A 25,042-nucleotide genomic window follows, 5' to 3' on the forward strand; every position below is an offset into this window, starting at 1 on the left:
GCGGCTCAGCCGGTGGTGAGGACGATCCGCCCGACGAACTCGGACGCCTCCAGCCGGTCGTGCGCGACAGTGGCCTGCTCGAGCGGGTACGTCGCGGCGATCGCGGGGGCGGCGGTCACGGCCGAGAGGGTGAGCGCCTCGCGTAGCTGGCCGGCCACCGCCTCGGGCCCGGGCCGGCCGATGCCGCGCAGCGTCCAGCCCTTGACCATGAGGCGACCCAGGTGCAGGTGGGCGTGGCTGTCGGCGGTGACGCCGCAGGTGACCAGCCGGCCGCCGGGGGCGAGGACCTTGAGCACGTCGGACCAGAGGGTGCCGCCGACCGACTCGACGATGACGTCCACCTCGCCGCCGGGCAGCGCGGCACGCAGGGACTCGACGACGTCGGGGCGGTAGTGGTCCACGACGTCGAGCGCGCCGAGAGCGCGTACCGCGTCGGCCTTCGCCGGGGCGCTGGTGCCGAAGACGCGCGCGCCCAGGTGGTGGGCGTACTGGACGGCGAAGGTGCCGACCGCGCCCGCGGCGGCGACGACGAGGACCCGGTCGCCGGGGCGTACGCCGGCGAGGTTGACGACCGCGTCGTAGGCGGTGCGTCCGGCGGTGGGCACCGCCGCGGCGTGGACGGCGTCGAGCGCGGCCGGTCGCGGGAAGCAGTGCGTGGCCGGGACGACGGCGTACTCGGCGTGGGCGCCGGTGGTCAGCCCGACGACCGCGTCGCCGGCGGTGAAGCCGGTGACGCCCGGACCGGTCCGCACGACGGTGCCGGCGACGTCCCGGCCGAGGATGGTCGGGCCGGTGACCGCCATCCCGTGGGTGCCGCGACGGATGTAGGTGTCGACCCGGTCCAGGCTTGCCGCCTGGACCCGCACGAGCACGTGACCGGGGCCGGGCGCCGGGGCGTCGAGTCGGCCGAGGCGCAGGCTGTCGGGGGAGCCGGAGTCGACGACGTAGCTGGCGAGCACGCGATTCCTCTCAGGGCAGGGCGATGGTGGCGGAGGCGATGACGTGGTCGCCGAGGCTGTTGGTGCCGCGGACGTCGACGGTGACGTGCGTTCCCCTGTCGGCCGGCTGCAGGCCGGTGACGACGCCGTCGAGCGTGCAGGTGTCGCCGGGGTGGTTCTGCGCGGCCAGGCGGGTGCGGAAGTCGACGACGCGAGCCTCCGGTCCGGCCCAGTCGGTGAGGTAGCAGTTGACCAGCGCGCTGGAGCCGAGGATGTTCATGTAGACGTCGCGGGCGCCCCGTTCCAGGGCCGCGTCGCGGTCGAGGTGCACGTCGTTGAAGTCGAAGGTCGCGGTCGCCAGCGCCGCGATGGACAGCTGGGTGACGGGGATCGGCCAGGGCGCGAGGCGTTGCCCGATGCTCACCTCGGCCCCGGTACGGGTGCTCGTGTGGCGTTGCGGCCGGGGGGCGGTGAGCACCGGCAGGATCGCACCGTCGCGGGTGCGCCGGTGCGCCACGACGACCGGCATGCCGTCGTGCACGAGGTCGGGGCGCAGGTACGCGACGTCCCCGGTGAAGCGGGTCCCGTCGGCGAGGTCGGCGCTGCCGACGAGGTAGGGGCGCTCGTCGAGGGGGGCGGCGGCGTAGCCGGGTTGCAGGTGCGCGGTCAGGGTGCCGGTGGTGCCGGCCGGCGGCAGGTCGACCGGGGCGGCGGCCGGGCGTACCGGGCGGGCGAGGCGGTCCCCTGATGTCGCCGGGCCCTCGGTCCGGGTCGCCGGGTTCCAGCGGAGCATCCGCAGGACGACGCGCCCGACCGGCTCGCCCTCGACGGTGCGGTAGTCGCTGACGAGGTCGACGAAGTGGCCCCGGCCGAGCCGGGTGGACTTCTCGGGGGAGACCGCGCCGATGGAGGGGAACTGCTCCAGGTGGTCGCCGGGGCGCAGCGGGCGTACGTAGGTGTGCTCCGTCTGCACCGCGGCCACCGAGGTGAACCCGCGCGTGGCGAGGACCTCGTTGACCCGGTCGAGGCTCTCGGCGTGGCGGTGAGCGCGCCTGTTGCCCGGCAGGGTCCACATGTTCAGCGAGGTCGCCGGGGCCACGATGCCGCCCCAGACGGAGCGGGCGGCCCACCGGGGGTCCTGGTACGCGGGGTTCTCGTCGCCGACGGCGTCGCACCAGACGCGGATGGCTGCTTCGGTGATCGCGTCCTTGGCCCGGCGGGGCGGGTCGGTGAGGCCGATCAGAGCGTCGAGTCGGGCGCGGAAATCCGCGTCACTGCCGGTCATGGGGCTCCTCTTGCGGACAACGGTGTCAACCAAGCGCTTGCTTGACCATATGACCGGCGCTGCCCTAGGGTCAAGGCTCGAAACACCGGCCGCGCCCCGGCGGCGACACCGGACCGATCGTGCGTCACCAGCGCCCCGACCCGCGAAGAGGGCCGAGATGCTCCCCAGCACCCCAGCGACAGCCACCCGAGCCTTCTTCTCGTTTCCGAAGGTGACCGACCCCGCCCGCCATCGCGACTACAACGCCTGGCATCAGCTCGACCACCGCCCCGAGAACCTCGCCCTGCCCGGGGTCGTGCACGGCGACCGCTGGGTGCGTACGCCCGCGTGCGAGCGGCTCGGCAGCTACCCCGACCCCGCCCTCGCCGGCAGCCAGTACATGGCGATGTACTGGTTCGCCGAGCCGGCCGCGGACGCGGTCGCCGAGTGGACGGACCTCGGCGACCGGGCGATCCACCAGGGCCGGCGTCCGGAGCTGGCCTGGACCGAACGGCCGATGACCCGGATGTTCCGGCCCGTCCAGGGCCACGTCGCACCCCGGGCCCTCGTCACCCTCGCCGCGCTGCCGTTCCGGCCCCACCGCGGGGTGTACGTCGAGGTGAGCCGGGTCGAGACGTCCCAGCGCCCGGACGTGGCCGACCTGTCCCGGTTCGAGCACGAGACGCAGGTGCCCGACCTGCTCGCGCGCGACGGCGTCGCGGGCGTGTGGACCTTCCGCAGCGCCCCGAGCCGCAGCCGCCCCGACGGACCCGTCGTGCGGATCCGGCTCACCTACCTCGAAGCCGACCCGGTCGAGTTCGCGCGGGCCCTGGCCGCGGACCCGCCGGCGGCCCCGCCCACGGCGCTCGCCGGCACGGCCACCCCGCTGTTCACCGGGCCCCTGGCCACCATCACACCCTGGGAGTGGGACTGGTTCGACGAGCCCGCCACGCCGACGGACCGCGTGGCATGAGCGAGGCCACCGCCGGACTGTTCGAGCGCTACGGGCCCTGGGCCCTGGTCGTCGGCGGTTCCGAGGGGGTCGGCGCCGCGTTCGCCGAGCAGCTGGCCCGGGCCGGCCTGGGCATCGTGCTCGTCGCCCGCAAGCCCGCGCCGCTCGGGGAGACCGCCGACCGGGTCCGGGCGCACGGGGTCCCGTGCCGCGTGCTCGCCCTGGACCTGCTCGACGCGGACGCGACCGCCCGGATCGTCGAGGCCGTCGCCGACCTCGACCTCGGCCTGCTCGTCCTCAACGCGGGCGCGAACACCTACCGCAGCCGCTTCGTCGAGGCGGACCTCGCCCGGGTCCGGGCCGTCATCGATCTCAACGTCACCCGCCCGCTCGAACTCTGCCGGGAGCTCGGCGCCCGGCTCGCCGCACGCGGCCGCGGCGGCATCCTCGTCGTCGGCTCCTCGGCCGGCTACCTCGGCCACGCCGACATCGGCGTCTACGCCGCCGCCAAGGCCTTCACCCGGATCTTCACCGAGGGCCTCTGGCTCGAGCTGCGGCAGGTCGGTGTCGACGTGCTGCACCTGGTGCTCGGGCTCACTGCCACCCCCGCCATGGCGCGCGCCGGCCTCGACCTGACCGGCGCGGCCGACCCGGCCGACGTCGCCGCCGAGGGGCTGGCGGCCCTGGGCGCAGGCCCGGTGCACGTGGTGCGCCAGCAGGCCGAGATCGCCGCGCGGCGCTCCGGACCGGACCGGGCCGCCCTCGTCGCCGGCAACCACGGCGGGATGCGGGCGATGCTCGGCGGCCCGGGCCCCGACCCGAGCTGACCGGCCGCGTTCACTGCGTGACGGTCCACCCGCCGTCAACGACGAGCACCGCCCCGTTGACGTACGAGGCCAGCGGCGAGAGCAGGAAGAGGATCGGCCAGGCGATCTCGTCCGGTGTGGCCATCCGGTGGCTCGGCACCCGGGCCAGCACGGACTGCCCCGTCGGGGACTCGGCGAAGCCCCGCAACCTCGGGGTGTCCACCATGCCGGGTGCGACCGCGTTGGCCCGTACGACGTCGGCCCGGTGCGCGGCCAGGTGCCGGGTGTAGCCGACGATCGCTGCCTTCGCCGCGCTGTACCAGTCGGAGGCGGTGCCCACGACGGTGCCGGCGACCGAGGCGGTGTTCACGAGGGTCGCCCCGGGCGGGGCCTGTTCGAGCCAGGCCCGGGTCACCGACCGTACGCTGCCGACACACAGCCGTACGGCGTGGTCGAAGTCGAGTTCGGTCGCCGAGGACGGGCCGGCGTTGTTGACGAGGTGGCGCACCGGCCCGTACGCCGAGCGGGTCCCGGACAGGGCCGCGCGCACGGCCGCCTCGTCGGCGACGTCGACCACGTGCGGGTCGACCACCCCGCCCGTCGCGCGGACCGCGGCGCTCACCGCCGCGAGTGCGGCGGCGTCGAGGTCCCAGGCGGACACCACGAGTCCCTGGGCGGCGGCTGCTGCCGCGGTCGCCGCGCCGATCCCGCTGCCGGCCCCGGTCACGACGACGACGTCGCCCGTGCGGAAGCCGAGCCGCGGCGCGTCGGCGCCGACCCCCGGCCGCGGGTTACCCACAGGGGCGCCCGGGCTCGCCGGCCGGGTCCGGCCCGGCCTCCGCAGCCGGGCCGCCGGGCGGCCACGGGCTGCTGATCGGGTCGGAGGCGTCGCGGGCTCCCCGCAGTGCCGCCTCGGGGATCGGCCACTGGCCGGCGAGGTCGTCGACCCGCTGCCACTCGGAGACGGTGCGGCGTTCCCGCACGCGCCACTCGCCCGCGCGCCGGGTGACCAGGTCGACGTAGCGAAACCCGCTGATGATGTTGCCGCGTGGCGGTTCGGACGTGCTGCGCTGCAACGCGATGCCGTACGTCTCGGCCCGGGCGCGGTCCGGGTCGGCCGGGTCGAGCTCGACCAGGATGTTCGTCAGGTAGTGCATCGTCATGGTGCGCCGCGCCACGAGCGCGAAGACCGTGTCCAGCATCGTGTCCCGGTCGGCGGTGGTCCCGCCGAGGGTGATCCGGGCGTCCGGGTGGAAGGCGCTCGCGGCCAGGGCCCGGTCCATCCGGTCGATCCCGCGTGCATAGCGCAGCAGGGCCCGTTCGACGGCCCGCTCGGCGAGCAGCGCGTCCAGCTCGACCGGGAGGGACCGCGACGGTTCAGACACCGAAGCCTCCGTCGACGTCGAGCTTCTGCCCGGAGATGAAGCCGGCCCGGTCGCTGGCCAGGAAGCAGGCGGCCTCGGCGATGTCGAGGGCACTGCCGAACCGCCGCAGTGGAGTCGAGGACCGGGCGACGGCCAGGGCGCGCTCGTCGAGGTCACCGGAGGAGATCAGCCGCTCGGCCATGCCGTCGGTGAGCATGCCTGGGCCGACGCAGTTGAACCGGATGCCGAAGCGGCCCTCCTCGTTGGCGAAGGCCCGTACGAGCGCCTCGACCGCCGCCTTCGGCGCGGCGGACAGGCCGTCCCGGGCGGGATAGCGCGTCGTCGCCGCGGTCGTGATCGCCACGACGTTGCCACGGCTCTGCCGCAGGGCCGGGAGGCAGGCCGAGACCAGCGTGAAGAAGGCGGTCGTGTCGTTTGCGACCTGCGTGGCGAACTGCTCGGGACGCACTGTGGACAGGTGCCGCATGGGCACGTGCGGCCCGGCCGCGTGCACGACCGTGTGCAGCGGTCCGCGTCCGGTGAGCTGCGCCACGAGCGCGGCGGTGGCCTCGGCGTCGGTGAGATCGAGGTGGTGCGCCGAGTGCGTGCCGGACGCGACGGGCGGCAGTTCGTCGAGCACCTGCCGGGCGGCGTCGGCGTCGCTGCGGTAGGTGATCGCCACTGCCGACCCTCGGCGCGCCAGCTCGCGGGCGATGACCCGGCCGAGGCCGCCGGTGCCGCCGGTGACGAGCGCGACGCCGGCGCGGTGGACGAAGTCGGCGGGCACGGGCAGTGCCGCCGTGGGCGCGGTCGGGGAGGACTGGTCGGTCACGACAACTCCTGAGGAGGTGGGAGGGCCGGGGGAGGTCAGGTCGCAGGGAGGGGGTCGGCGCGTCCGCGGCGCAACCACAGGAGCACGGTGGCGGCCGTGGCCAGGCATGCGGCGGCGTACAGCAGGAACGCGGTCGTGGAGCCGAGCCACGTGCTCAGCCCGCCGAGCAGGAGGGCGCCGAACGGCATGCCACCCCAGCCGAGGAAGTAGAGGCTCATCACCCGGCCGCGCTGCGCGTCGTCGACGACCTTCTGGACCACCGTCTGCAGGGTCACCATGGCGCCGATGCTGAACGTGCCGCACAGCAGCGCGGCCGCCGCGAGCACGGGCACCGTCGTGGCGGCGCCGAGCAGGGCGTTGCTCAGGCCGAGCAGAACGAGGGTGACAGCGGCGTGCCACACGGTGGCGATGCGCTCGGAGAGGCGGGCCACGACGAGGATGCCGAGGAGCGAGCCCAGCCCGGTCAGCGCCACGAGCACGGGGAAGACCGGGTCCGGGTTGTCAGTGGTCGCGGCCGCCCGGACGGGGAGCTGGGTGGTGAAGGCGCACCCGAAGAACGCGTTCACCGCGACGATGACGAGGCAGAGCGCGGCCGGAGGACGCTCGCGGGCGTGCCGGATCCCCGCGCGTACCTGGGTGGTCAGGCTCTCCCGGGCCACCCGGACGGCCGGCGGGATGCGCCGGGTGCGGACCGCTACCGCGGCGGCGGCCGCGGCGAGAGTGAGCGTCGCGTACATCACGAACGTGCCCAGCGGTCCCCAGGCCACGAGGATCAGCCCGGCGACCGCGGGGCCGATCGAGCGGGCGAGGTTGAGCCCGGCCGCCTGGATCGGGACGGCATGGCCGAGCGCCTCGGCCGGGACGGTGTTTGCCACGAGCGCCTGGGTCACGGGGGACAGAAAGCTGATTCCGGTGCCGGCGAGGAAGGCGAGCCCGAGCATCACGGGCAGGGCGACGATGCTGGCCGCGATCGTCGCCGCGCAGACCCCGGCCAGGACGGTGGTCGCCAGGAGCACGCCGATCTGCAGCCGCCGCCGGTCGACCGCGTCGGCCAGCACCCCGGCCGGGATGGAGAAGAGCGTGAACGGCACGAGCAGACAGAAGAAGAGCGCACCCATCGTCGCCGGGGTGGCGTCGCTCTCGATCAGCACCGACTGGAAGGCGATGTTGCAGCCCCAGTAGCCGGCCTGGGACAACACCAGGGTCAGGAGTACGAAGCGGAAGTCTCGGAATTGCAGGGCCGAGAACATTTTCACGTCTTTCGCCATCCTTCTGTCGTTTCCGGGACCCTACCAAGCGCTTGCTTGCATAGCTAGTGCCGGGTGTGGTTTTCTTCCCGTACCTCGAGTGAAAGGGCGTGCCGTGAGCGGCTTCTGCGCAGGACGAACGGTGATCGTGACCGGTGCCGGACAGGGGCTGGGCCGGGTCCACGCCCTCGAATTCGCCCGGCAGGGCGCGAACGTCGTCGTCAACGACATCGACAGCAGCCGGGCGGCGGCCCAGGCCGTCGTCGACGAGATCCGCGCGCTGGGCGGTCGCGCGGTCGTCAGCACCGGCGACGTCAGCGACTGGGCCTACGGTGAGCGCCTCGTGCGCGAGACGGTCGAGACCTTCGGCGGGCTGCACACCCTCGTCAACAACGCCGGCATCAACCGCGACCGGATGCTTGTCAACATGAGCGAGCAGGAGTGGGACCTGGTCCTGCGGGTCGACCTCAAGGGACACTTCGTCCCGATGCGCCACGCAGCCGCCTACTGGTGGGACGAGGCCAAGGCCGGCCGCCCGGTCGCCGCGCGCGTGGTCAACACGTCCTCCGGCGCGGGGCTCATGGGCAGCGTCGGACAGGGCAACTACGGCGCCGCCAAGGCCGGGATCGCCGCGCTGACCCAGATCGCGGCCGCCGAGTGGGCCCGGTACGGCATCGTCGTCAACGCCATCGCCCCCTCGGCCCGTACCCCGATGACCGAGGCTGTCTTCGCCGAGACGATGGCCGCCCCCGAGACGGGCTTCGACGCGATGGACCCGGCAAACGTCTCCCCGCTCGTGGTCTGGCTCGGCTCCGACGCCGCGCGGGCCGTCAGCGGCGCCGTCTTCGAGGTCGCCGGCGGCGAGGTCTCGCTCGCCGACGGCTGGCGCCACGGGCCAGCCGCCGACAAGGGCGGCCGATGGGAACCGGAGGAGCTCACCGACGTGGTCGCCGACCTCATCGCCCGCTCCGAGCCGCCGACCCCCGTCTACGGTGCCTGACATGGGTGCGCCGGTGAGCGACGAGCAGTTCCGGGCCGAGATCCGCGGCTGGCTCCAGGAGGCCCTGACCGGGCCGTTCGCCGAGGCGGTCGGCACCGGCGGCGAGGGACGCGAGCACGAGGCGCACGAGCTGCGCCGCGAGTGGGAGCGCCACCTGGGCCGGGCCGGCTGGATCGGCCTCTCCTGGCCCACCGAGTACGGCGGTCGCCCCGCGACCCTCGCCCAGCAGGTCATCTTCCACGAGGAGTACGCCCGCGCCGGCGCGCCCGGCCGGCTCGGGCACATGTCCGAGCAGCTGCTCGGCCCGACCCTGCTCGCGTTCGGCACGCCGGAGCAGAAGGCCCGCTTCCTGCCCCGCATCACCAGCGGTGAGGACATCTGGTGCCAGGGCTACTCCGAGCCCGGCGCGGGCTCGGACCTCGCCGGGGTGCGCACCCGCGCCGAACGCCGGGGCGACCACTACGTCATCACCGGGCAAAAGGTGTGGACCTCGCTGGCGCACCTGGCCGACTGGTGCTTCGTGCTGTGCCGCACCGATCCCGGCTCGACCCGCCACGCGGGCCTGTCGTACCTGCTGGTGCCGATGAATCAGCCCGGCGTGACGGTGCGCCCGATCACCCAGCTGACCGGCACGAGCGAGTTCAACGAGGTCTTCTTCGACGAGGCCGTCGCCGCCGTCGAGCACCGTGTCGGCGCCGAGGGCGAGGGCTGGAAGGTCGCCATGGGCACGCTGGGCTTCGAGCGGGGCGTGTCCACCCTCGGCCAGCAGATCGGCTTCCGCCGGCGCCTCGACGCCGTCATCGCCCGGGCCCGCTCCAACGGCGCCTGGCAGGAGCCGGCGCTGCGTGACCGCCTCGTGGACGCATACATCGGGCTCGAGGTGATGCGGCACTCGGCGGTGCGGCTGCTCGCGTCCGCCGGTGAGGGGCTGTCCGGTCTGGAGGCGTCGATCTCCAAGCTCCAGTGGGCCACGTGGAACCGCTCGCTGGGTGAGCTCGCGGTCGACGTCGAGGGGGCCGGGGCGCTGCTCACCGGGCCCGGGTACGAGCTGGACGACGCCCAGACCCACTTCCTCTTCAGCCGCGCCAACACGATCTACGGCGGCTCCAACGAGATCCAGCGCAACATCATCGCCGAGCGCCTGCTCGGCCTGCCCCGATGAGGTGAGGACGATGACCGGAACGCCCGAGGACCTCGCCGAGATCCGTGCCTCCGTGGCCGAGGTGCTCGACGGGCAGGCCGACCTGCGCCGAACCCACGAGGTCATGGTCGGGGAGCAGGGCTACGACCCGCTGCTGCATGAGTTGCTCACGGCCGAGCTGGGCCTGCTCGGCCTCGTCGTACCGGAGCACCTCGGCGGCCTCGGCCTGGACGTGCCCGCCGCGACCGCCGTCATCGAGGAGCTCGGGGCCCGGCTCGTGCCGGGCGCGCTCGCGACGAGCCTCACCGCGATCCTCGCCGCCCGCGCCCTCGGCCCGAGCGCCGAGCCCCTGCTGGCACGCGTCGTGGACGAGCAGCTGACCCTGGCCGTCGCGCTCGCCGAGGACGGCGCGGGCTGGGATCTCGGGCAGACCGCCACCCGGGCCACCGGCGCCGGGGACGAGTGGGCGCTGACCGGGACGAAGACCCTCGTCGCCGGGGCCGAAGCCGCCCGGGTCGTTCTCGTCACCGCCCGCAACGAGGGCGGTGAGCTCGGCGTCTACGCGGTGGACCGGGCCGCCGACGGGGTGGACGTGCGGACGCACATGACGCTCGACCAGACCCGTCGGCTGAGCACCGTGCGCCTGCGCGAGGCCGCCGCCACCCGGGTCGACGCCCCCGGCGGCGACGGTGCCCGGGTGCTGCTGGACCACGTACGCGCGATGCTCGCGCTGGAGTCGGCGGCCGCCGCCCGCGCCTGCCTCGACCTCACCGTCGACTACCTCAAGGTGCGGGAGCAGTTCGGCCGCCCGATCGGGTCGTTCCAGGCCCTCAAGCACCGCTGCGCCGACCTCGCCGTCGCGGTCGCCGGGGCGCGGGCCACCGCCGACCACCTCGTCACGACGTTGCGCACCGGGGCCGCCACCCGCTCGCACGACGCGGCGCTGGCCAAGCTCGTGTGCGCCGACACGCTGATGACCGTCGCGGCCGAGGCGATCCAGTTGCACGGCGGCATCGGGTTCACCTTCGAGCACCACGCACACCTGTTCTTCAAGCGCGGCAAGTCGGCCCAGCTGCTGGCCGGCTCTGCGGCGGCGGTCCGCGCCGAGGTGGCGGCGCTCGCCGGCCTCTGAGCGAGGCGCCGCACTCCACGGCAGGCAGGAGCGGAGGGGCCGCACCGAACCGGTGCGGCTCCGCCGTACATGCCCCGCGCGCTCAGCCGAGCGGACCGGCGCCGGGCGGCTGGGCGGCCAGGTGCCGCGACGGGATCTCCCCACCACCGTCGACGACGATCTCCGTGCCGGTGACGTAGGCGGACAGCGGCGAGACGAGCAACAGGCAGGCCGCGGCGATGTCGGCCGGGGTGGCCATCCGCCGCATGGGGATGGTCCGCGCCACGCGGTCCTGCCCCGCCTCGTCGCCGTAGTAGAGATGCGACAGCTCGGTCTGCACGAGACCCACAGTCACCTGGTTGACCCGTACGGCGGGCGCGAAGTCGAGTCCGAGGCACCGGGTCAGCATCGTCAGGCCCGCCTTGGCCGCGGCGTACGCGGCGGTGTCCGGGGCCGGGTTGGCTCCGGCGACCGAGCCGATGTTGATGATCGTCCCGCTGCCCTGACGCTGCATGACCTCGTTGGCCTGCTGGGCGACGTAGAACGGGGCGAGCAGGTTGAGCGTGACGACCGCCGAGACGAAGCGGGGGGACACCGTCGCGGTGTCGGCGCTCGGTGCGCCACCGGCGTTGTTGACCAGGATGTCGAGCCGGCCGAACCGGTCCACCGCCGCGGCGACGAGGGCCTTGGCCTGCTCCGGGTCGCGTACGTCCGACTGGACGAAGACGGGCGTGCGTCCGTCGATCCCGGGCAGTTCCTCGGGCTCGCTGCGGCCGCACACGATCACCCGCGCCCCGGCCCTGAGGAAGGCGCGGGTGATCTCGGCGCCGATGCCACGGGTGCCTCCGGTGACGACGGCGACCTGGCCGGTCAGGTCGACGCCGCCGGGCGTCTCGGGGGAGTGGGTCATCAGAGCCTCTCGATGATCGTGACGTTGGCCTGGCCGCCGCCCTCGCACATCACCTGCAGGCCGTAGCGGCCGCCGGTGCGTTCGAGCTCGTGCAGGAGGGTGGTCATCAGCCGGGCGCCGGTGGCGCCGAGCGGGTGGCCCAGGGCGATCGCGCCGCCGTTGACGTTGACCCGCTCCGGGTCGGCCCCCGTCTCCTGGAGCCAGGCGAGCACGACCGAGGCGAACGCCTCGTTGATCTCGAACAGGTCGATGTCGTCGATCGACATTCCGGTGCGTTCGAGCGCGTGGGCGGTGGCGGGGATCGGGGCGGTGAGCATCAGCACCGGGTCGTCGGCGCGTACCGACAGGTGGTGGATCCGGGCGCGCGGGGTCACGCCGTGCTCGGCCACGGCCTGCTCGCTCATGACGAGCAGGGCCGCCGCGCCGTCGCAGATCTGGCTCGCCACGGCGGCGGTGACCCGGCCGCCGGGGGTCAGCGGGTCGAGGGCGGCCATCTTCTCCAGGCTCGTGTCGGCGCGCGGACAGGTGTCGGTGTCGACGTCGCCGACGGCGCGGATCTCGCGGCCGAAGCGGCCCTCGGCGATGGCCCGCAGGGCCCGCTCGTGGCTACGCAGGGCGAAGCGCTCCATGTCCTCCCGGCTGACGCCCCACTTCTCGGCGATCATCTCGGCCGAGCGGAACTGCGAGATCTGCTCGTCGCCGTAGCGCTCGCGCCAGCCGATCGACCCGGAGAAGGGGTCGTCGAAGCCGTACTGCTGACCGGTGAGCATCGCGGCCGAGATGGGGATGGCACTCATGTTCTGCACGCCCCCGGCGACCACGACGTCGTTGACTCCGGCCATGACGGCCTGGGCCGCGAAGTGCACCGCCTGCTGGCTCGAGCCGCACTGCCGGTCCACTGTGACGCCGGGTACGTGCTGCGGGAGGCCGGCGGCGAGCCAGGCGGTGCGGGCGATGTCACCGGCCTGTGGGCCGATGGTGTCGACACAGCCGAACACGACGTCCTCGACGGCGCCGGGATCGATCCCCGAGGAACTCATGAGGCTGGTGAGCGCGGCGGCTCCCAGATCGGCGGAGTGGATCTTGGCGAGCGCGCCACCGCGTCGCGTGACGGGGGTGCGGACGGCGTCCACGATGTATGCCTCTGCCACCGGGTTCCCTTCCTTCAGATGCCTCACCGGTCGGTGCCGCCGGCGTCGCTGCCGCTAGTCTAGCAAGCGCTTGGTTGGTAGTCTGTGCTTCGTTTCCGACAAGTGACCGGCTCCGCGTGAGGAGATGTGCGTGAGTGACGTGTTGACCACGATCCCCGCCCTGCTGCGGCAGGCCGCGCAGGACGCCGCCGAGCTGGAGGCCCTCGTCGACGGGGACGTGCGGATGACCTTCGCCGAGCTCGACGCGGCCGTCAACCGGTTCGCGCGGGCCGCTGTCGCGCACGGTCTCGAGCCGGGGGACCGCGTCGTCGTCTGGGCCCCGAACAGCGCCGACTGGGTCGTCAGCGCCCTCGGCGTGCTGGCCGCGGGCGGCGTGCTGTGCCCCGTCAACACCCGCTTCCGTGGTGCGGAGGCACGGTCCGTCATCGCCAAGGTCCGGGCCACGATGGTCGTCCTGGACGACGCCTTCCTGGACTCCCACTACCTGGCCGCGCTGCGCGGTGACGGGTCGTCACCGGCCGTCGGCCGCCCCGTGCCACTGCTGCCCTCGGTGCGTACCGTCGTCGACCTGTCTGCCACCGGCCGCGAGCAGACCGATCACGGCGTGTGGTCCCTGGCGGGCTTCACCGCGCTGGCCGACCAGGTCGACCCCGGAGTCGTCGACGAACGGATCGCCGCCCTCGCCCCGGAGGACGTGTCCGACATCCTGTTCACCTCCGGCACCACCGGCTACCCCAAGGGCGCGATGGTCTCGCACGCCTCGAACCTTCGCGTCGACCGGGAGTGGGCCCGACTCGTCGGGCTGCGGCGAGGCGACCGCTATCTCATGGTCAACCCGTTCTTCCACAGCTTCGGCTGGCGGGCCGGCATCCTGGCCTGCCTCCTCACACGCGCCACGATCATCCCGGTCGCCGTGTTCGCCGTCGAGACCGTGCTGCGTCTCATCGAGCAGGAACGGGTCACGGTCTTCCCCGGCGCGCCCACCGTCTACACGTCCCTGCTCGAACACCCCGACCTCGGCAGGTACGACCTCAGCTCGGTACGCCTGGCCGTCACCGGCGCCACGATCGTGCCGGTGCCGCTGCTGCGCCGGATGCGCGAGGAACTCGGCTTCCGCGACGTCATCACCGCCTACGGCCTGACCGAGACGTGCGGCACCGCTACCGTGTGCCCGCCCGACGCCGGCCTCGAACGGATCTCGACCAGCTGCGGGCGGGCGATCCCGGGCACCGAGTTGCGGATCGCCGGTCTCGACGGACAGCCGCTGCCGGCCGGCGAGTCGGGCGAGATCCTCGTGCGCGGCTACAACGTGATGGCGGGCTACTTCGAGGACCCGGACGCCACGGCGCAGGCCATCGACGAGGACGGCTGGCTGCACACCGGTGACGTCGGCTGGGTCGACGAGGACGGCTACCTGCGCATCACCGACCGGATCAAGGACGTCTACATGGTCGGTGGCTTCAACGTCTACCCCGCCGAGGTCGAGCGGGTGCTGTCCGAACATCCCGCCGTCTTCGACGTCGCGGTCGTCGGGGTCCCCGACGCGCGGATGGGCGAGGTCGGCAGCGCCTTCGTGCAGACCGTTCCCGCCTGGACCGGTGACGAGTCGGCGCTCGCCGACGAGCTCGAGGCGTGGTGCCGGGAGCGGCTGGCCAACTTCAAGCGCCCGCGCAGCTTCACCGTCGTTGCGGCGCTGCCACGAACCGCGAGCGGAAAGATCCAGAAGTTCAAGCTCACCGGGTGAGCCCGGCGTTGCGCTTCGTGCGGGCGCACCGGCCCCGGTGCCCTGCTCGCCGGCAGGCCCGACGCCCCGACCAGACCTGACACCGACGGCACCGCCGTCACGGGCGCCAGCCCGAGAACCGGAGGACACCAATGCAGGACGCAGTCATCGTCGCCGCGGCGCGCTCGCCGATCGGCCGGGCCTTCAAGGGGTCGTTGGCCTCGATGCGGGCCGACGACCTGGCCACCCAGATGGTCCAGGCGGCCCTGGCCCAGGTGCCGGCGCTCGACCCGACCCAGATCGACGACCTCATGCTCGGCTGCGCGCAGCCGGCCGGCGAGCAGGGCTGGGGCCTCGCGCGCGTCGTCGCTGTCGAACTCGGGCTCGACCGGGTTCCCGGGACGACGGTGCAGCGGTACTGCGCGTCGAGCCTGCAGACGACCCGGATGGCGCTGCACGCCATCCGCTCCGGTGAGGCCGACGTGCTCGTCTCCGCCGGGGTCGAGGCCGTCTCGCGCTTCGCCGCCGGCAAGTCCGACGGCATGCCGGACACGAAGAACCCGATCTTCGCCGCGGCGGGGGAGCGCACCGCCACCCGCGGACGGGGTGGCGCCGGCCCGTGGACCGACCCACGCGACGCGAATGAACTGCCCGACGTCTACATCGCGATGGGCGAGACCGCGGAGAACGTCGCGAGCCACCGCGGTGTGAGCCGCGCCGAGCAGGACGAGTGGGCCGCCACGAGCCAGCAGCGGGCCCAGGCCGCGATCGAGTCGGGCTTCTTCGCCACCGACATCACGCCGGTGACCCTCGCCGACGGCACCGTCGTGGCCACCGACGACAGCCCTCGCGCCGGAGTGACGGCCGAGTCGCTGTCCGGCCTCAAACCGGCCTTCCGGCCCGACGGTACGGTGACCGCGGGCAACTGCTGCCCGCTCAACGACGGCGCGGCCGCCCTCATCATCATGTCCAGCCGCAAGGCCGCCGAACTCGGCGTCACGCCGCTGGCCCGGATCCTGTCCACCGGTGTCTCGGCGATCTCGCCGGAGATCATGGGTCTCGGCCCGGTCGAGGCGTCGAGGCGGGCCCTCGCGCTGGCCGGGCTCTCGATGGCCGACATCGATCTCGTCGAGCTCAACGAGGCGTTCGCCGCTCAGGTCGTCCCCTCCATCTCGGACCTCAAGGCCAACCCCGAGCAGGTCAACGTGCACGGCGGCGCGATCGCCCTGGGCCACCCGTTCGGTCAGACCGGAGCGCGGATGACGACGACGCTCATCAACGGGCTGCGGGCGCGGGACGGCCAGTTCGGCCTCGAGACCATGTGCACGGCCGGTGGCCAGGGCATGGCGATGGTCATCGAGCGGCTCTCCTAGGCGGGTGTGTCGACGTCCCCGGTCGAACCGGGGACGTCGACAGCCGGCTCATGCCACCACGCCGAGTGGGTACGGCCGGGCGCGGATCAGTGCCGGGGCAGCGCCGCGGCGAGGGCCGCCGCCCGGCCGGCGACGGCGGCCGCCTGCTCGGCGAACGAGGCCGCGGTGCGGTCGCGGCCGCTCATCGCGCCCTGCGTGACCCTGGTGTACACGCCCTCGAGGATGCACGCGGTCTTCCACCAGTTGTAGGCGACGAAGTAGTCGATCCGCCCCGGGTCGGTGCCGGTGGCGAGGCAGTACCGGGAGAGCAGTTCGTCCCGGGTCGAGAAGCCGGGCCGGACCGTGGCCGGGTCGTGCAGCGCGCGGGCCGTGTCGCCGGCCTGCGCCCAGTAGACGAGCAACTGGCCGACGTCGGCCAGCGGGTCGCCGACGGTGGTGAGTTCCCAGTCGAGTACGCCCTGGACCCGCCATCGCGAGTCGAGCATGCAGTTGTCCAGGCGGAAGTCGCCGTGCACGATCCCCGAGCGGGACTGCCCGGGCGCCGCGGCCACCAGGTGCTCGTGCGCGGTCTGCAGGTCGGGCAGGTCGCGGATCCTGCTCCGCTGCCAGTTCTCGTGCCAGCGTCCGAGTTGCCGGGTGAGGTAGTCACGGCGGCGGGCCAGGCCGCCCAGTCCGATGACCTCCGGGGCGAGTCGGTGCAGGGCCACGAGAGCGTCGACGAGCGTGGGGCCGATGAGCGCGCGGTCGGCCTCGGTGGTGAGCCGCTCGACATCGGCGGGGCTGCGCAGGATCACGCCGTCGAGGTGCTCGAGTACGACGAGAGGGGCGCCGGCCACCTCGCCCGTCTCCTCGACGGCGAGCACCCGGGGCACCGGGAGGTGGCCGTGCAGACCGCGCAGGATCCGCGCCTCGCGCAGGACGTCGTGCGCGGTGGCCGGGTGGTTTCCGAGTGGTGGACGGCGCAGCACGACGACGTGGCCGGCCGCGTCGGTGGTCCGGTAGGTCAGGTTGGAGCGCCCTCCGGCGATGATCTCGTGCCGGAGGGCCCCCTGCAACTCGGGCACCGCGCGGCTGAGCCAGGCGTCGACGCCCGCGGGCAGCCCGGCGTGCCGGGTGGGCTCGATCGGGGCCGGACCTGTCCGGGCGTGACCTGCTGCCGTCATGGGGCGCCTCCTCTTCCGGGCACCACCCTAGCAAGCGCTTGGTTTGTCCGCGCTCAGTCGCGGGCGAGAATGCCGTCGAGGAACACCGAGACGAAGTCGTCGGCGAAGTTCGCCATGGAGTACGACGGGGTCGGCTTGAACCAGCGGACCGAGAGCCACAGCGCGTCGCGCAGCATGCCGTGCAGCACGCGTACCGGGATGTCGTTGCGGAAGTCGCCAGTGGCGATACCGGCCTCGAGCACCTGGATCCAGGCCCGCTGGATCGTGGCGGCCGCCTCGCGGATATGCTCGTAGCCCTCGATCTTGGGCAGGTAGCCGCTCGAGTTCTGGTAGATCTCGGTCGCGTGCGGGTGGGCCTCGATGTTGGCCAGCGAACTGGTGACGAGCTTGCGCAACTGGGTCGCCGGCTTCTCCTCGGACGCCAGGACTTCGCCGTAGCGGTAGGTCAGGTCGGTGAGGTAGTCCGAGATGATCGCGTTGACCATCTCGTCCTTGGACTTGAAGTGGTGGTACAGGCTGCCGGAGAGGATCCCGACCGAATCGGCGATCTCGCGGACGGTCGTGGCATCGATTCCTTTGGCTGCGAAAAGGTGGGCGGCGTTGTCGAGGATGACCGAGCGTCGGTCCTGGGTCGTCGACATATGGGTGCTCCCGGTTCCTCGAGCAATGTGTTGGTCAAGCGCTTGCTTTATATCACTTCGATGCCTTCAGCATGATAAAGCCAGCCTCCCTTGACCGGGGTGCTCGCAATGCCTAGGGTAGCGGCCAACCAAGCGCTCGTTCGGTGCCCGGAGCCCGCTGCGGATCCCGATCAGCCGAGAGGGGCTGCCCGATGCCCGACCCGATTCCCGCCGTCCCGTCCGGGCATCCGTCCGCCGCCCGGCCCGACCGGGCAGCCGGCCTGCTCGCCGGCCGTGTCGTCCTCGTCACCGGCGCCGCCGGCGGGCTGGGGGCGGCGTACGCGCGCGGCATCGCCGCGGCCGGAGGCCACGTGGTCGCGGTCGACGTCGACGCGGACGGACTCGAACGGCTCAGCGGGCAGATCGCCGCGGCGGACGGCCGGGGCTCGATCCGGGTCGCCGACGTCGCGGACTGGGCGAGCGCGCACGACGTCGTGCGTGACTGCCTCGCCGAGCACGGCAGGCTCGACGGCCTCGTCAACAACGCCGGCGTCTTCGCCATGGCCCGCGCCGGCGCCGAGTCCGAGGCCACTGTGCGCCGGATGCTCGAGGTCAACGTGCTCGGCGCCGTCGCCTGGGGCGACGCCGCCATCGCGGCGATGCGAGCCCAGGGGCACGGGGTCCTGGTCAACGTCACCTCGGGCGAGCAGATGGGCCGTGCCGAGACGGCCGTGTACGGGGCGACGAAGGCCGCGATCGCCACGCTCACCTACGCCTGGGCGGCCGAACTCGCCGACGTCGGGATCCGCGTCAACGCGATCTCCCCGAACGCCCAGACCCGGATGGCCGAGGTGCTCGAACAGTTCCGCGGCGTACCGAGCGGGCAGAACGCGGGCATCGCGCCCGAGGCCAACGTGCCGCTGCTGCTCTACCTGCTCTCCGACCTCAGCGCCGAACTGACCGGCCAGGTGCTGCGCTCCTACGGTCCCGAACTCATGCTGACGACCCACCCGGCGCTCGCCGAGCCCGTGCTGCGGGACACGGCGTGGACCCCGGAGCGCATCGCCGAGGCCGTCACGGCGCGGCTGCGACCGCACCTGGCGCCCCTCGGGGTACGCCGGGCGCGCATCCAATACCTCGACTGACCCGACGTCCGAGGCCGACCCGACGTCCGACCCTCCGGACGACCGCCGAGCCGACAGGAGCCCGATGTCCGCCACGACCAACCCGGTCTGCGTCAGCGGCATGGCCGCGATGTCCTGGGCCCTGCCCGAGGAGGTCGCGATGTACCGGCGTACCGGTGCCGACCTCGTCGGCCTGCAGCGCAGCAAGGTCGCCTCCTTCGGCGTGGCCGCTCTCGGTGACCTGCTCGCCCGGCACGACGTACGGCTCGGCTACCTCGTGCACAGCTTCACCGCCCACCCGGACGACGAGCCGGGCTGGGCGCAGCAGGTCGCGGCGTTGCGGCAGGGCGTCGTGGACGCCGGCCGGCTCGGGGCCGACCTCGTCTACCTCACCTCGGGCCCGTCGGCTCACCTGACGTGGGAGGAGGCGGCCGGCCGGTTCGCCGAGCGGATCGCTCCGGTCGTGGCCACCGCCCGCGAACACGGGGTACGCCTCGCTGTGGAGAACACGCTGCCGGTCAAGTGCGACCTCAGCTTCACCCACACCGCGCGCGACGCCGTCGCCCTGGCCGACCTCTGCGGCATCGGCATCTGCCTCGACCTCTACTGCTGCTGGCAGGAGCGGGGCCTGACGGAGCTGATCCGCGACCGGGTCGGTCAGGTCGAGATTCTGCAGGTGTCCGACTTCCGGGTCGGCACCTCGACCTTCCCGAACCGGTGGGTGCCCGGGGACGGCGACCTGCCGATGGCCGGTCTGCTGGCGAGCGTGCTGCGGGCCGGCTACACCGGCGTCGTCGACGTCGAGTTGCTCGGCCCGGCCGTCGAGGCCGAGGGCGCCGAGCCGGCGCTGACCCGTTCGGTCGCGTGGACGCGTGCGCAGATCGCGGCGGCGCGTCCCTGAGCGCTCAGGGCGCGTCCGCCCATCGCGGCGCGCGTTTGGCGACGAACGCGGCCGCGCCCTCGGCCGCGTCCGGGCCGGCGAGCAGATCGAGGGTCGCGAGCCTGTTGACCGCGGCGAGATCGCCCACGCGGGGGTCCAGGCTCAGGTGCATGAGCCGCTTGGTCGCCCGCACCGCGGCGGGGGAGTGGGTCGCGATCCGGGCGCCCAGCTGCAACGCGCGCGGCAGGACCTCGTCGGCCGGGACCACGGCGTTGACCAGCCCCAGCTCGTGGGCCCGGGCCGCGGCAAGCGGTTCGGCGGTCAGTCCGAGTTCCAGCGCCACGGCGACCGGCAGGCGACGCGGCAGGTCGGTGCCGCCCTCGGTGGCGGCGATGCCGCGCCCCACCTCGGGCAGCGCGAAGTAGGCGTGCTCGGCCGCGACGACGAGGTCGCAGGCGAGGGCGAGTTCGAAGCCGCCGCCGACGGCGGGCCCGTTGACCGCGGCGATGACCGGCTTGCGGTAGCCGCCGCGCAGCAGCGTCAGCGGGCTGCGGGCCACGTCGACCAGGCGTCCCTCGGCCGCGGCGCGCAGGTCCATCCCCGCGCTGAAGGACAACTCGCCGGTGCCGGTCAGCACGATCGCGCGTACGCCCGGGTCCGCGTCGTACCGGAGCAGGGCGTCGGTCATCGCCAGGAGGGTGTCGGGATCGAGGGCATTGCGCACCTGCGGCCGATTGATCCTGACGACTCCCACCGCGTCGACGCGCTCGCGCACCACGGTGTCCATCTTCCGCCCTCCTTGGCCGCAGGGTCTTGACCCTTCCCCTGGGGCTGTTAGTGTACCAACCAAGCGCTTGCTACATGGCGACCCGGCCGTGGATGCCCGGCACGCGACTCGCCCTTCGCGCTGCTCACCACCGCTCGGGCAGTGCTCGACAGACGCAACGATGAGGGACACATGGCCGACAAGACTCTGACCGCCCGCGACGTCGTGTCGCGGCTCGAATCCGGGATGACCATCGGCATCGGGGGCTGGGGCTCACGGCGCAAGCCCATGGCCCTCGTGCGCGAGATCCTGCGTTCCGACCTCAAGGACCTGACCGTGGTCAGCTACGGCGGGCCGGACGTCGGGCTGCTCTGCGCCGCCGGCAAGGTCAGGAAGGTCGTCTTCGGTTTCGTCTCCCTCGACAGCATCGCCCTCGACCCGCACTTCCGCGCCGCGCGGCAGAACGGCGCCGTCGAGGTCGCCGAGTACGACGAGGGCATGCTCCAGTGGGGGCTGTACGCCGCCGGCATCCGCCTGCCCTTCCTGCCGACCCGCGCCGGGCTCGGGTCGGACGTCCTGAAGCACAACCCCGACCTCAAGCTCGTCCAGGACCCGTACGGCACCGAGCAGCTCGTGGCGATGCCGCCGCTGCGCCTCGACGCGGCCCTCGTGCACATGAACCGCGCCGACGCCCAGGGCAACGGCCAGTTCCTCGGGCCCGACCCGTACTTCGACGACCTCTACTGCCTCGCCGCCGACCAGGCCTTCATGTCCTGCGAGCGGATCGTGCCCACGGCTGAGCTGAGCGCCGCCGGGCACTCGGCGACCATCAAGATCAATCGCCAGCTCGTCGCCGGTGTCGTCGAGACCCCGAACGGCGCGCACTTCACCTCCTGCGCCCCCGACTACGAGCGCGACGAGGCCTTTCAGCGCGAGTACGTCAAGGCCGCCGGCGACCCGCAGGCCTGGGCCAAGTTCGAGCAGCGGTACCTGTCCGGTACCGAAGATGACTACCAGGCGGCCGTCGCCGCCCGAGCCGAGGAGGTCGCATGAGCAGCGCCGCCACCGAGTCCGTGGACCAGCCCACGGGCAGCGCCACCACCGCCGACGCGCCGGTGACCCGCGCCGAGTACTGCGCGGTCGCCGTGGCGGACACGTTCGCCGGCGACGGCGAGTCCATCGCCAGCGCCTTCGGCACGATCCCGGCCATCGGCGTCCGCCTCGCCCGGCTCACCGTCGCCCCCGACCTGCTGCTCACCGACGGTGAGGCCCACTTCGTCTCCGGCTCCTGGGAGGTCGGCGCGGACCCGCACGCCACCGAGGGCGTCGTCATCGAGGGCTGGAGCCCGTTCCGCACCATCTTCGACCTCGTCTGGCACGGCAAGCGGCACGTCATGATGATCCCGGTCCAGATCGACGGGCACGGCAACACCAACATCTCGGCCATCGGCGACTACACCCGGCCCAAGGTCCAGCTGCTCGGCGTACGCGGCGCCCCCGGCAACAGCATCTACCACCCGACCAGCTACTGGGTGCCCAACCACTCCACGCGCAGCTTCGTCCGGACCGTCGACATGATCTCCGGCGTCGGCACCGACAGCGCCCGGGCCGCCGGCCCGGCCGCGATCGCGCACCACGAGCTGCGGCGCGTCGTCACCAACCTCGCGGTCCTCGACTTCGGTGGCCCCGACGGCACGATGCGGCTGCTCAGCCTGCACCCCGGCGTCACGCTCGACGAGTTCCACGCCGCCACCGGCTGTGCCGTGCACGTCGAGGGCGAGGTCCCGGCCACCCGCGAGCCGAGCGCCGAGGAGCTGCGCCTCATCCGCGAGGTCATCGACCCCCGCTCGCTGCGCGACCGCGAGATCCCGGCATGAGTCAGGGCCGCGGGATGCACCCGACGCTGCGTACCCGGGCGACCGACCTGTTCGGGGTGCGGTACCCGATCGTCCAGACCGGCATGGGCTACGTCTCCGACGTGCGCCTGACCACCGCGACGGCCAACGCCGGTGGACTGGGCATCCTCGCGGCCGGCCTGCTCTCCTACGACGAGCTCGTGGAGGCCGTCGAGCAGATCCAGGCCGGCACGGACGCGCCGTTCGGCGTCAACATCCGTGCCGACCAGCCGGACGTCGTCAAGCGCATCGACCTGCTCATCTCGGCCGGCGTCAAGGTCGCGTCCTTCGCGCTGGCCCCCAAGCAGGAACTCATCGCCAGGTGCAAGGACGCCGGCCTCGTCGTCGTACCGTCGATCGGCGCGCGCCGCCACGCCGAGAAGGTCGCCGCGTGGGGCGCCGACGCCGTCATCGTGCAGGGTGGTGAGGGCGGCGGCCACACCGGCGGGGTGCCCACCAGCCTGCTGCTGCCCCAGGTCGTCGACGCCGTCGACATCCCGGTCATCGGGGCCGGCGGCTTCTTCGACGGCCGCGGCCTCGTCGCCGCGCTCGCCTACGGCGCCGAGGGCGTCGCCATGGGCACCCGCTTCCTGCTCACCAGCGACTCGCCGGTCCAGCCGTCGGTGAAGGACGTCTACCTGTCCAAGACGGTCAACGACACCGTCCTGACCCTGCAGGTCGACGGCGTGCCGCAGCGCGTGCTGCGCGCCGGCACGATCGAGGAGCTGGAGCGCACCTCCGCCGCCGGCCGGCTGCTTCGGGCCGTACGCAACGCCTTCGCCTTCCAGAAGTTGTCCGGCACGCCGTGGGGCGACATGGTCCGCGAGGGCCTGGCCATGCGCAAGGCCCACGACCTGACGTGGAGCCAGGTCGTCATGGCGGCAAACGCTCCGATGCTCTACCGGTCGGCCCTGCTGGAGGGCAGGACCGACCTCGGCGTCATGGCCACCGGCCAGGTCGTCGGACTGATCGACGACGTCCCGAGCGTCGCCGAGCTCATCGACCGCATCATCGACGAGGCCACCCGGACCCTCGACCGGCTCGGCGTGCCCGCGCCGGTCGCGTCGACCCCGGCCGGGCACAAGGAGGAGTAGTCATGGGAGCACTGCAGGGACGCGTCGTCGTCGTCACCGGTGCCGGCCGCGGCCTCGGCCGTGAGCACGCCCTGCTCGCCGCCGCCGAAGGCGCCTCGGTCGTCGTCGCCGACACCGGCGCCGCCGCCGACGGCACCGGCAGCGACCCCTCTGTCGTCGAGGCCGTCACCGCCGAGATCACGAACGCCGGCGGGCGGGCCGTGGCCAGCACCGCGGACGTCGCCACCACCGAGGGCGCCCGCGAGCTGCTCGCGCTCGCCCGCGACACCTACGGACGCGTCGACGGCCTCGTCAACAACGCCGGCATCCTGCGGGACCGGATGTTCGTCAACATGAGCGAGGACGACTGGGACGCGGTCATCCGTGGCCAGCTCCGCGCGACGTTCGCGCCGTGCCGGGTGTTCGCCGACCACTGGCGCACCGAGTCCAAGGCCGGCAACCAGCCGGTCGCCTCGATCGTCAACGTCTCGTCGACCTCGGGCATCATCGGCGCCGTCGGGCAGACGAACTACGGCGCGGGCAAGGCCGGCATCGCCGCCCTCACCGTCATTCTCGCCCAGGAGATCAGCCGCTACGGCGTACGCGTCAACGCGATCGTCCCGGTCGCGCGTACCCGGATGACCCAGGACCTGCCCGGCATCGGCGAGATGGTCGCCGCCCCGGCCGACCCCGCCGTGTTCGACGTCTACCACCCGGGCAACGTCTCCCCGCTCGTCGCCTGGCTGCTCACCGCCGACGTGCCGGTGACCGGCGAGGTGTACTACGCCAAGGGCGGCGAGATCCGCCGCTGCGCGCCGTGGAGTTACGACTGGACGATCGACAAGGGTGCCCGCTGGACCGTCGAGGAGATCGCGAAGGAGATGGCCGCCCGTGTCTGACACCGGTCACACCGACGTCGCCGACTGGGCCGGCCCGGCCCACGGGCTGCTCTCCGGGCGTTCGGTGCTCGTCACCGCCGCGGCCGGCACCGGCATCGGCTTCGCCACGGCGCGCCGCGCCGCGGAGGAAGGCGCGCGTGTCGCCGTCAGCGACCGCCACGAGCGCCGCCTCGCCGCGTCGGCCGACGAGATCGAGCGCCTCACCGGGACCCGGCCGCTCGCTGTGCCCTGCGACGTCACCGACCAGGCCCAGCTCGATCACCTCATGGACACCGTCGCCGCCGAGTTCGGCGGCATCGACGTGCTCGTCAACAACGCCGGCCTCGGCGGCACCGCGGCGGTGCAGGACATGACCGACGAACAGTGGGACTCGGTGCTGTCGGTGACCCTGACCTCGACGTTCAAGGCGACCCGGTCGGTGCTGCGGCACATGATCCCGGCCGGCAAGGGGGTCATCGTCAACAACGCCTCCGTCATCGGCTGGCGCGCCCAGAAGGGGCAGGCGCACTACGCCGCGGCCAAGGCCGGAGTCATGGCGCTGACCCGCTGCGCGGCCCTCGACGTCGCCGAGCACGGCATCCGGGTCAACGCGGTGTCCCCGAGCATCGCGATGCACGCCCATCTGGCCAAGGTGACCAGCGACGAGCTGCTCGCCCAGCTCTCGGCCCAGGAGGCGTTCGGCCGGGCCGCGACGCCGTGGGAGATCGCCAACGTGATCGTCTTCCTTGCCAGTGACTACTCGTCGTACATGACCGGCGAGGTCGTGTCCGTCTCGAGCCAGCACCCGTGACCACCCGCTGCGCGCCGGCG

Annotated in this window: 24 protein-coding genes and 1 pseudogene; 14 read left to right on the forward strand and 11 right to left on the reverse strand. The window is 73.1% G+C overall.

Annotation, left to right across the window (positions count from 1 at the left end; translation table 11 throughout):
• Window positions 1-5 precede the first annotated feature (5 nt).
• Together PVK74_RS03135 and PVK74_RS03140 are read right to left on the reverse strand one after the other, a co-directional pair.
• The gene (locus tag PVK74_RS03135) at window positions 6-959 is read right to left on the reverse strand and encodes a quinone oxidoreductase family protein (RefSeq protein ID WP_274478108.1); all 954 of its coding nucleotides are present in this window, start codon (window positions 957-959) and stop codon (window positions 6-8) included.
• Between the two features lie 10 nt (window positions 960-969).
• On the reverse strand, window positions 970-2,223 hold the full coding sequence (locus PVK74_RS03140) for an FAS1-like dehydratase domain-containing protein (RefSeq protein WP_274478109.1): 1,254 nt from the start codon (window positions 2,221-2,223) through the stop codon (window positions 970-972).
• 211 nt (window positions 2,224-2,434) lie between these two features.
• Here PVK74_RS03140 and PVK74_RS03145 point away from each other — a divergent pair, with 211 nt between their 5' ends.
• Both PVK74_RS03145 and PVK74_RS03150 read left to right on the forward strand, forming a co-directional pair.
• A complete protein-coding gene (locus PVK74_RS03145) occupies window positions 2,435-3,175 on the forward strand; it encodes a hypothetical protein (RefSeq protein WP_274478111.1) in 741 nt (246 codons plus the stop codon).
• Entirely contained in the window at window positions 3,172-3,981 is an 810-nt protein-coding gene (locus PVK74_RS03150) for an SDR family NAD(P)-dependent oxidoreductase (protein ID WP_274478112.1), read from the forward strand. Before PVK74_RS03145 ends, PVK74_RS03150 begins: the two co-directional genes overlap by 4 nt.
• Window positions 3,982-3,991: 10 nt before the next feature.
• On the opposite strand, the gene PVK74_RS03155 is transcribed toward PVK74_RS03150, so the two are convergent.
• From PVK74_RS03155 to PVK74_RS03170, 4 genes are read right to left on the reverse strand one after another with little or no spacing between them, the layout of a single operon-like run.
• Window positions 3,992-4,759 (reverse strand): SDR family oxidoreductase, encoded by a 768-nt coding sequence (locus tag PVK74_RS03155; RefSeq protein WP_274478113.1) that lies wholly within the window; start codon window positions 4,757-4,759, stop codon window positions 3,992-3,994.
• A complete protein-coding gene (locus tag PVK74_RS03160; RefSeq protein ID WP_274478114.1) occupies window positions 4,752-5,345 on the reverse strand; it encodes a nuclear transport factor 2 family protein in 594 nt (197 codons plus the stop codon). Before PVK74_RS03160 ends, PVK74_RS03155 begins: the two co-directional genes overlap by 8 nt.
• Window positions 5,338-6,156 carry an SDR family NAD(P)-dependent oxidoreductase gene (locus PVK74_RS03165; RefSeq protein WP_210884752.1) on the reverse strand — a complete coding sequence of 273 codons (819 nt, stop codon included), beginning with the start codon at window positions 6,154-6,156 and terminating at the stop codon, window positions 5,338-5,340. The genes PVK74_RS03160 and PVK74_RS03165 overlap by 8 nt, the downstream gene beginning before the upstream one ends.
• A 35-nt stretch (window positions 6,157-6,191) precedes the next feature.
• Complete coding sequence (locus tag PVK74_RS03170) at window positions 6,192-7,406, reverse strand: MFS transporter (protein WP_064446342.1); 1,215 nt, start codon at window positions 7,404-7,406, stop codon at window positions 6,192-6,194.
• Window positions 7,407-7,545: 139 nt separating this feature from the next.
• Here PVK74_RS03170 and PVK74_RS03175 point away from each other — a divergent pair, with 139 nt between their 5' ends.
• From PVK74_RS03175 to PVK74_RS03185, 3 genes are read left to right on the forward strand one after another with little or no spacing between them, the layout of a single operon-like run.
• Window positions 7,546-8,403, forward strand: a complete 858-nt coding sequence (locus PVK74_RS03175; RefSeq protein WP_274478115.1) for an SDR family oxidoreductase — start codon at window positions 7,546-7,548, stop codon at window positions 8,401-8,403.
• Window positions 8,404-8,416: 13 nt separating this feature from the next.
• Entirely contained in the window at window positions 8,417-9,565 is a 1,149-nt protein-coding gene (locus PVK74_RS03180) for an acyl-CoA dehydrogenase family protein (RefSeq protein WP_199496114.1), read from the forward strand.
• A gap of 10 nt (window positions 9,566-9,575) precedes the next feature.
• Window positions 9,576-10,676, forward strand: a complete 1,101-nt coding sequence (locus PVK74_RS03185) for an acyl-CoA dehydrogenase family protein (protein WP_274478116.1) — start codon at window positions 9,576-9,578, stop codon at window positions 10,674-10,676.
• A gap of 82 nt (window positions 10,677-10,758) precedes the next feature.
• Here PVK74_RS03185 and PVK74_RS03190 read toward each other — a convergent pair whose 3' ends face one another.
• Window positions 10,759-11,565, reverse strand: coding sequence for an SDR family oxidoreductase (locus PVK74_RS03190; protein WP_069090078.1), 807 nt, complete (start codon window positions 11,563-11,565; stop codon window positions 10,759-10,761).
• Window positions 11,565-12,716 (reverse strand): acetyl-CoA C-acetyltransferase, encoded by a 1,152-nt coding sequence (locus tag PVK74_RS03195; RefSeq protein ID WP_064446337.1) that lies wholly within the window; start codon window positions 12,714-12,716, stop codon window positions 11,565-11,567. The genes PVK74_RS03190 and PVK74_RS03195 overlap by 1 nt, the downstream gene beginning before the upstream one ends.
• A gap of 139 nt (window positions 12,717-12,855) precedes the next feature.
• On the opposite strand from PVK74_RS03195, the gene PVK74_RS03200 reads away from it, so the two are divergent.
• Together PVK74_RS03200 and PVK74_RS03205 are read left to right on the forward strand one after the other, a co-directional pair.
• Window positions 12,856-14,460, forward strand: coding sequence for a FadD3 family acyl-CoA ligase (locus PVK74_RS03200; protein WP_231915493.1), 1,605 nt, complete (start codon window positions 12,856-12,858; stop codon window positions 14,458-14,460).
• Between the two features lie 131 nt (window positions 14,461-14,591).
• A complete protein-coding gene (locus tag PVK74_RS03205; protein ID WP_064446335.1) occupies window positions 14,592-15,812 on the forward strand; it encodes an acetyl-CoA C-acetyltransferase in 1,221 nt (406 codons plus the stop codon).
• 86 nt (window positions 15,813-15,898) lie between these two features.
• Here PVK74_RS03205 and PVK74_RS03210 read toward each other — a convergent pair whose 3' ends face one another.
• Entirely contained in the window at window positions 15,899-16,975 is a 1,077-nt protein-coding gene (locus tag PVK74_RS03210; protein WP_274478117.1) for a phosphotransferase family protein, read from the reverse strand.
• A 53-nt stretch (window positions 16,976-17,028) separates the two neighbouring features.
• On the reverse strand, window positions 17,029-17,616 hold the full coding sequence (locus tag PVK74_RS03215; RefSeq protein ID WP_043324821.1) for a TetR/AcrR family transcriptional regulator: 588 nt from the start codon (window positions 17,614-17,616) through the stop codon (window positions 17,029-17,031).
• A 191-nt stretch (window positions 17,617-17,807) separates the two neighbouring features.
• Here PVK74_RS03215 and PVK74_RS03220 point away from each other — a divergent pair, with 191 nt between their 5' ends.
• The gene (locus tag PVK74_RS03220; RefSeq protein WP_274478120.1) at window positions 17,808-18,740 is read left to right on the forward strand and encodes an SDR family NAD(P)-dependent oxidoreductase; all 933 of its coding nucleotides are present in this window, start codon (window positions 17,808-17,810) and stop codon (window positions 18,738-18,740) included.
• A 64-nt stretch (window positions 18,741-18,804) separates the two neighbouring features.
• A complete protein-coding gene (locus PVK74_RS03225) occupies window positions 18,805-19,620 on the forward strand; it encodes a sugar phosphate isomerase/epimerase family protein (RefSeq protein ID WP_274478121.1) in 816 nt (271 codons plus the stop codon).
• A gap of 4 nt (window positions 19,621-19,624) precedes the next feature.
• On the opposite strand, the gene PVK74_RS03230 is transcribed toward PVK74_RS03225, so the two are convergent.
• Entirely contained in the window at window positions 19,625-20,386 is a 762-nt protein-coding gene (locus tag PVK74_RS03230) for an enoyl-CoA hydratase/isomerase family protein (RefSeq protein WP_274478123.1), read from the reverse strand.
• Between the two features lie 171 nt (window positions 20,387-20,557).
• On the opposite strand from PVK74_RS03230, the gene PVK74_RS03235 reads away from it, so the two are divergent.
• From PVK74_RS03235 to PVK74_RS03255, 5 genes and pseudogenes are all read left to right on the forward strand, one after another.
• Entirely contained in the window at window positions 20,558-21,418 is an 861-nt protein-coding gene (locus PVK74_RS03235; RefSeq protein ID WP_069090082.1) for a CoA transferase subunit A, read from the forward strand.
• On the forward strand, window positions 21,415-22,242 hold the full coding sequence (locus PVK74_RS03240) for a CoA-transferase subunit beta (protein ID WP_274478125.1): 828 nt from the start codon (window positions 21,415-21,417) through the stop codon (window positions 22,240-22,242). The genes PVK74_RS03235 and PVK74_RS03240 overlap by 4 nt, the downstream gene beginning before the upstream one ends.
• A 14-nt stretch (window positions 22,243-22,256) precedes the next feature.
• Window positions 22,257-23,354, forward strand: coding sequence for an NAD(P)H-dependent flavin oxidoreductase (locus PVK74_RS03245; protein ID WP_338020358.1), 1,098 nt, complete (start codon window positions 22,257-22,259; stop codon window positions 23,352-23,354).
• 2 nt (window positions 23,355-23,356) lie between these two features.
• On the forward strand, window positions 23,357-24,232 hold the full coding sequence (locus PVK74_RS03250; RefSeq protein WP_274478127.1) for an SDR family NAD(P)-dependent oxidoreductase: 876 nt from the start codon (window positions 23,357-23,359) through the stop codon (window positions 24,230-24,232).
• A pseudogene (locus PVK74_RS03255) lies at window positions 24,229-25,022 on the forward strand (SDR family oxidoreductase). Before PVK74_RS03250 ends, PVK74_RS03255 begins: the two are co-directional and overlap by 4 nt.
• The last annotated feature ends 20 nt before the right edge of the window (window positions 25,023-25,042 follow it).

Origin of the sequence: Micromonospora chalcea (genome assembly GCF_028768405.1) — a bacterium.
In the GTDB taxonomy this organism is placed as follows: Bacteria; Actinomycetota; Actinomycetes; order Mycobacteriales; family Micromonosporaceae; genus Micromonospora; species Micromonospora chalcea.

Bases quoted from the DNA above. Each gene is read 5' to 3' on its own strand.
- PVK74_RS03225 (WP_274478121.1), top strand. From the start codon at position 18,805: ATGTCCGCCACGACCAACCCGGTCTGCGTCAGCGGCATGGCCGCGATG.
- PVK74_RS03235 (WP_069090082.1), top strand. From the start codon at position 20,558: ATGGCCGACAAGACTCTGACCGCCCGCGACGTCGTGTCGCGGCTCGAA.
- PVK74_RS03210 (WP_274478117.1), bottom strand. From the start codon at position 16,975: ATGACGGCAGCAGGTCACGCCCGGACAGGTCCGGCCCCGATCGAGCCC.
- PVK74_RS03245 (WP_338020358.1), top strand. From the start codon at position 22,257: ATGCACCCGACGCTGCGTACCCGGGCGACCGACCTGTTCGGGGTGCGG.
- PVK74_RS03250 (WP_274478127.1), top strand. From the start codon at position 23,357: ATGGGAGCACTGCAGGGACGCGTCGTCGTCGTCACCGGTGCCGGCCGC.
- PVK74_RS03185 (WP_274478116.1), top strand. From the start codon at position 9,576: ATGACCGGAACGCCCGAGGACCTCGCCGAGATCCGTGCCTCCGTGGCC.
- PVK74_RS03190 (WP_069090078.1), bottom strand. From the start codon at position 11,565: ATGACCCACTCCCCCGAGACGCCCGGCGGCGTCGACCTGACCGGCCAG.
- PVK74_RS03140 (WP_274478109.1), bottom strand. From the start codon at position 2,223: ATGACCGGCAGTGACGCGGATTTCCGCGCCCGACTCGACGCTCTGATC.
- PVK74_RS03230 (WP_274478123.1), bottom strand. From the start codon at position 20,386: ATGGACACCGTGGTGCGCGAGCGCGTCGACGCGGTGGGAGTCGTCAGG.
- PVK74_RS03240 (WP_274478125.1), top strand. From the start codon at position 21,415: ATGAGCAGCGCCGCCACCGAGTCCGTGGACCAGCCCACGGGCAGCGCC.
- PVK74_RS03170 (WP_064446342.1), bottom strand. From the start codon at position 7,406: ATGTTCTCGGCCCTGCAATTCCGAGACTTCCGCTTCGTACTCCTGACC.
- PVK74_RS03215 (WP_043324821.1), bottom strand. From the start codon at position 17,616: ATGTCGACGACCCAGGACCGACGCTCGGTCATCCTCGACAACGCCGCC.
- PVK74_RS03150 (WP_274478112.1), top strand. From the start codon at position 3,172: ATGAGCGAGGCCACCGCCGGACTGTTCGAGCGCTACGGGCCCTGGGCC.
- PVK74_RS03220 (WP_274478120.1), top strand. From the start codon at position 17,808: ATGCCCGACCCGATTCCCGCCGTCCCGTCCGGGCATCCGTCCGCCGCC.
- PVK74_RS03205 (WP_064446335.1), top strand. From the start codon at position 14,592: ATGCAGGACGCAGTCATCGTCGCCGCGGCGCGCTCGCCGATCGGCCGG.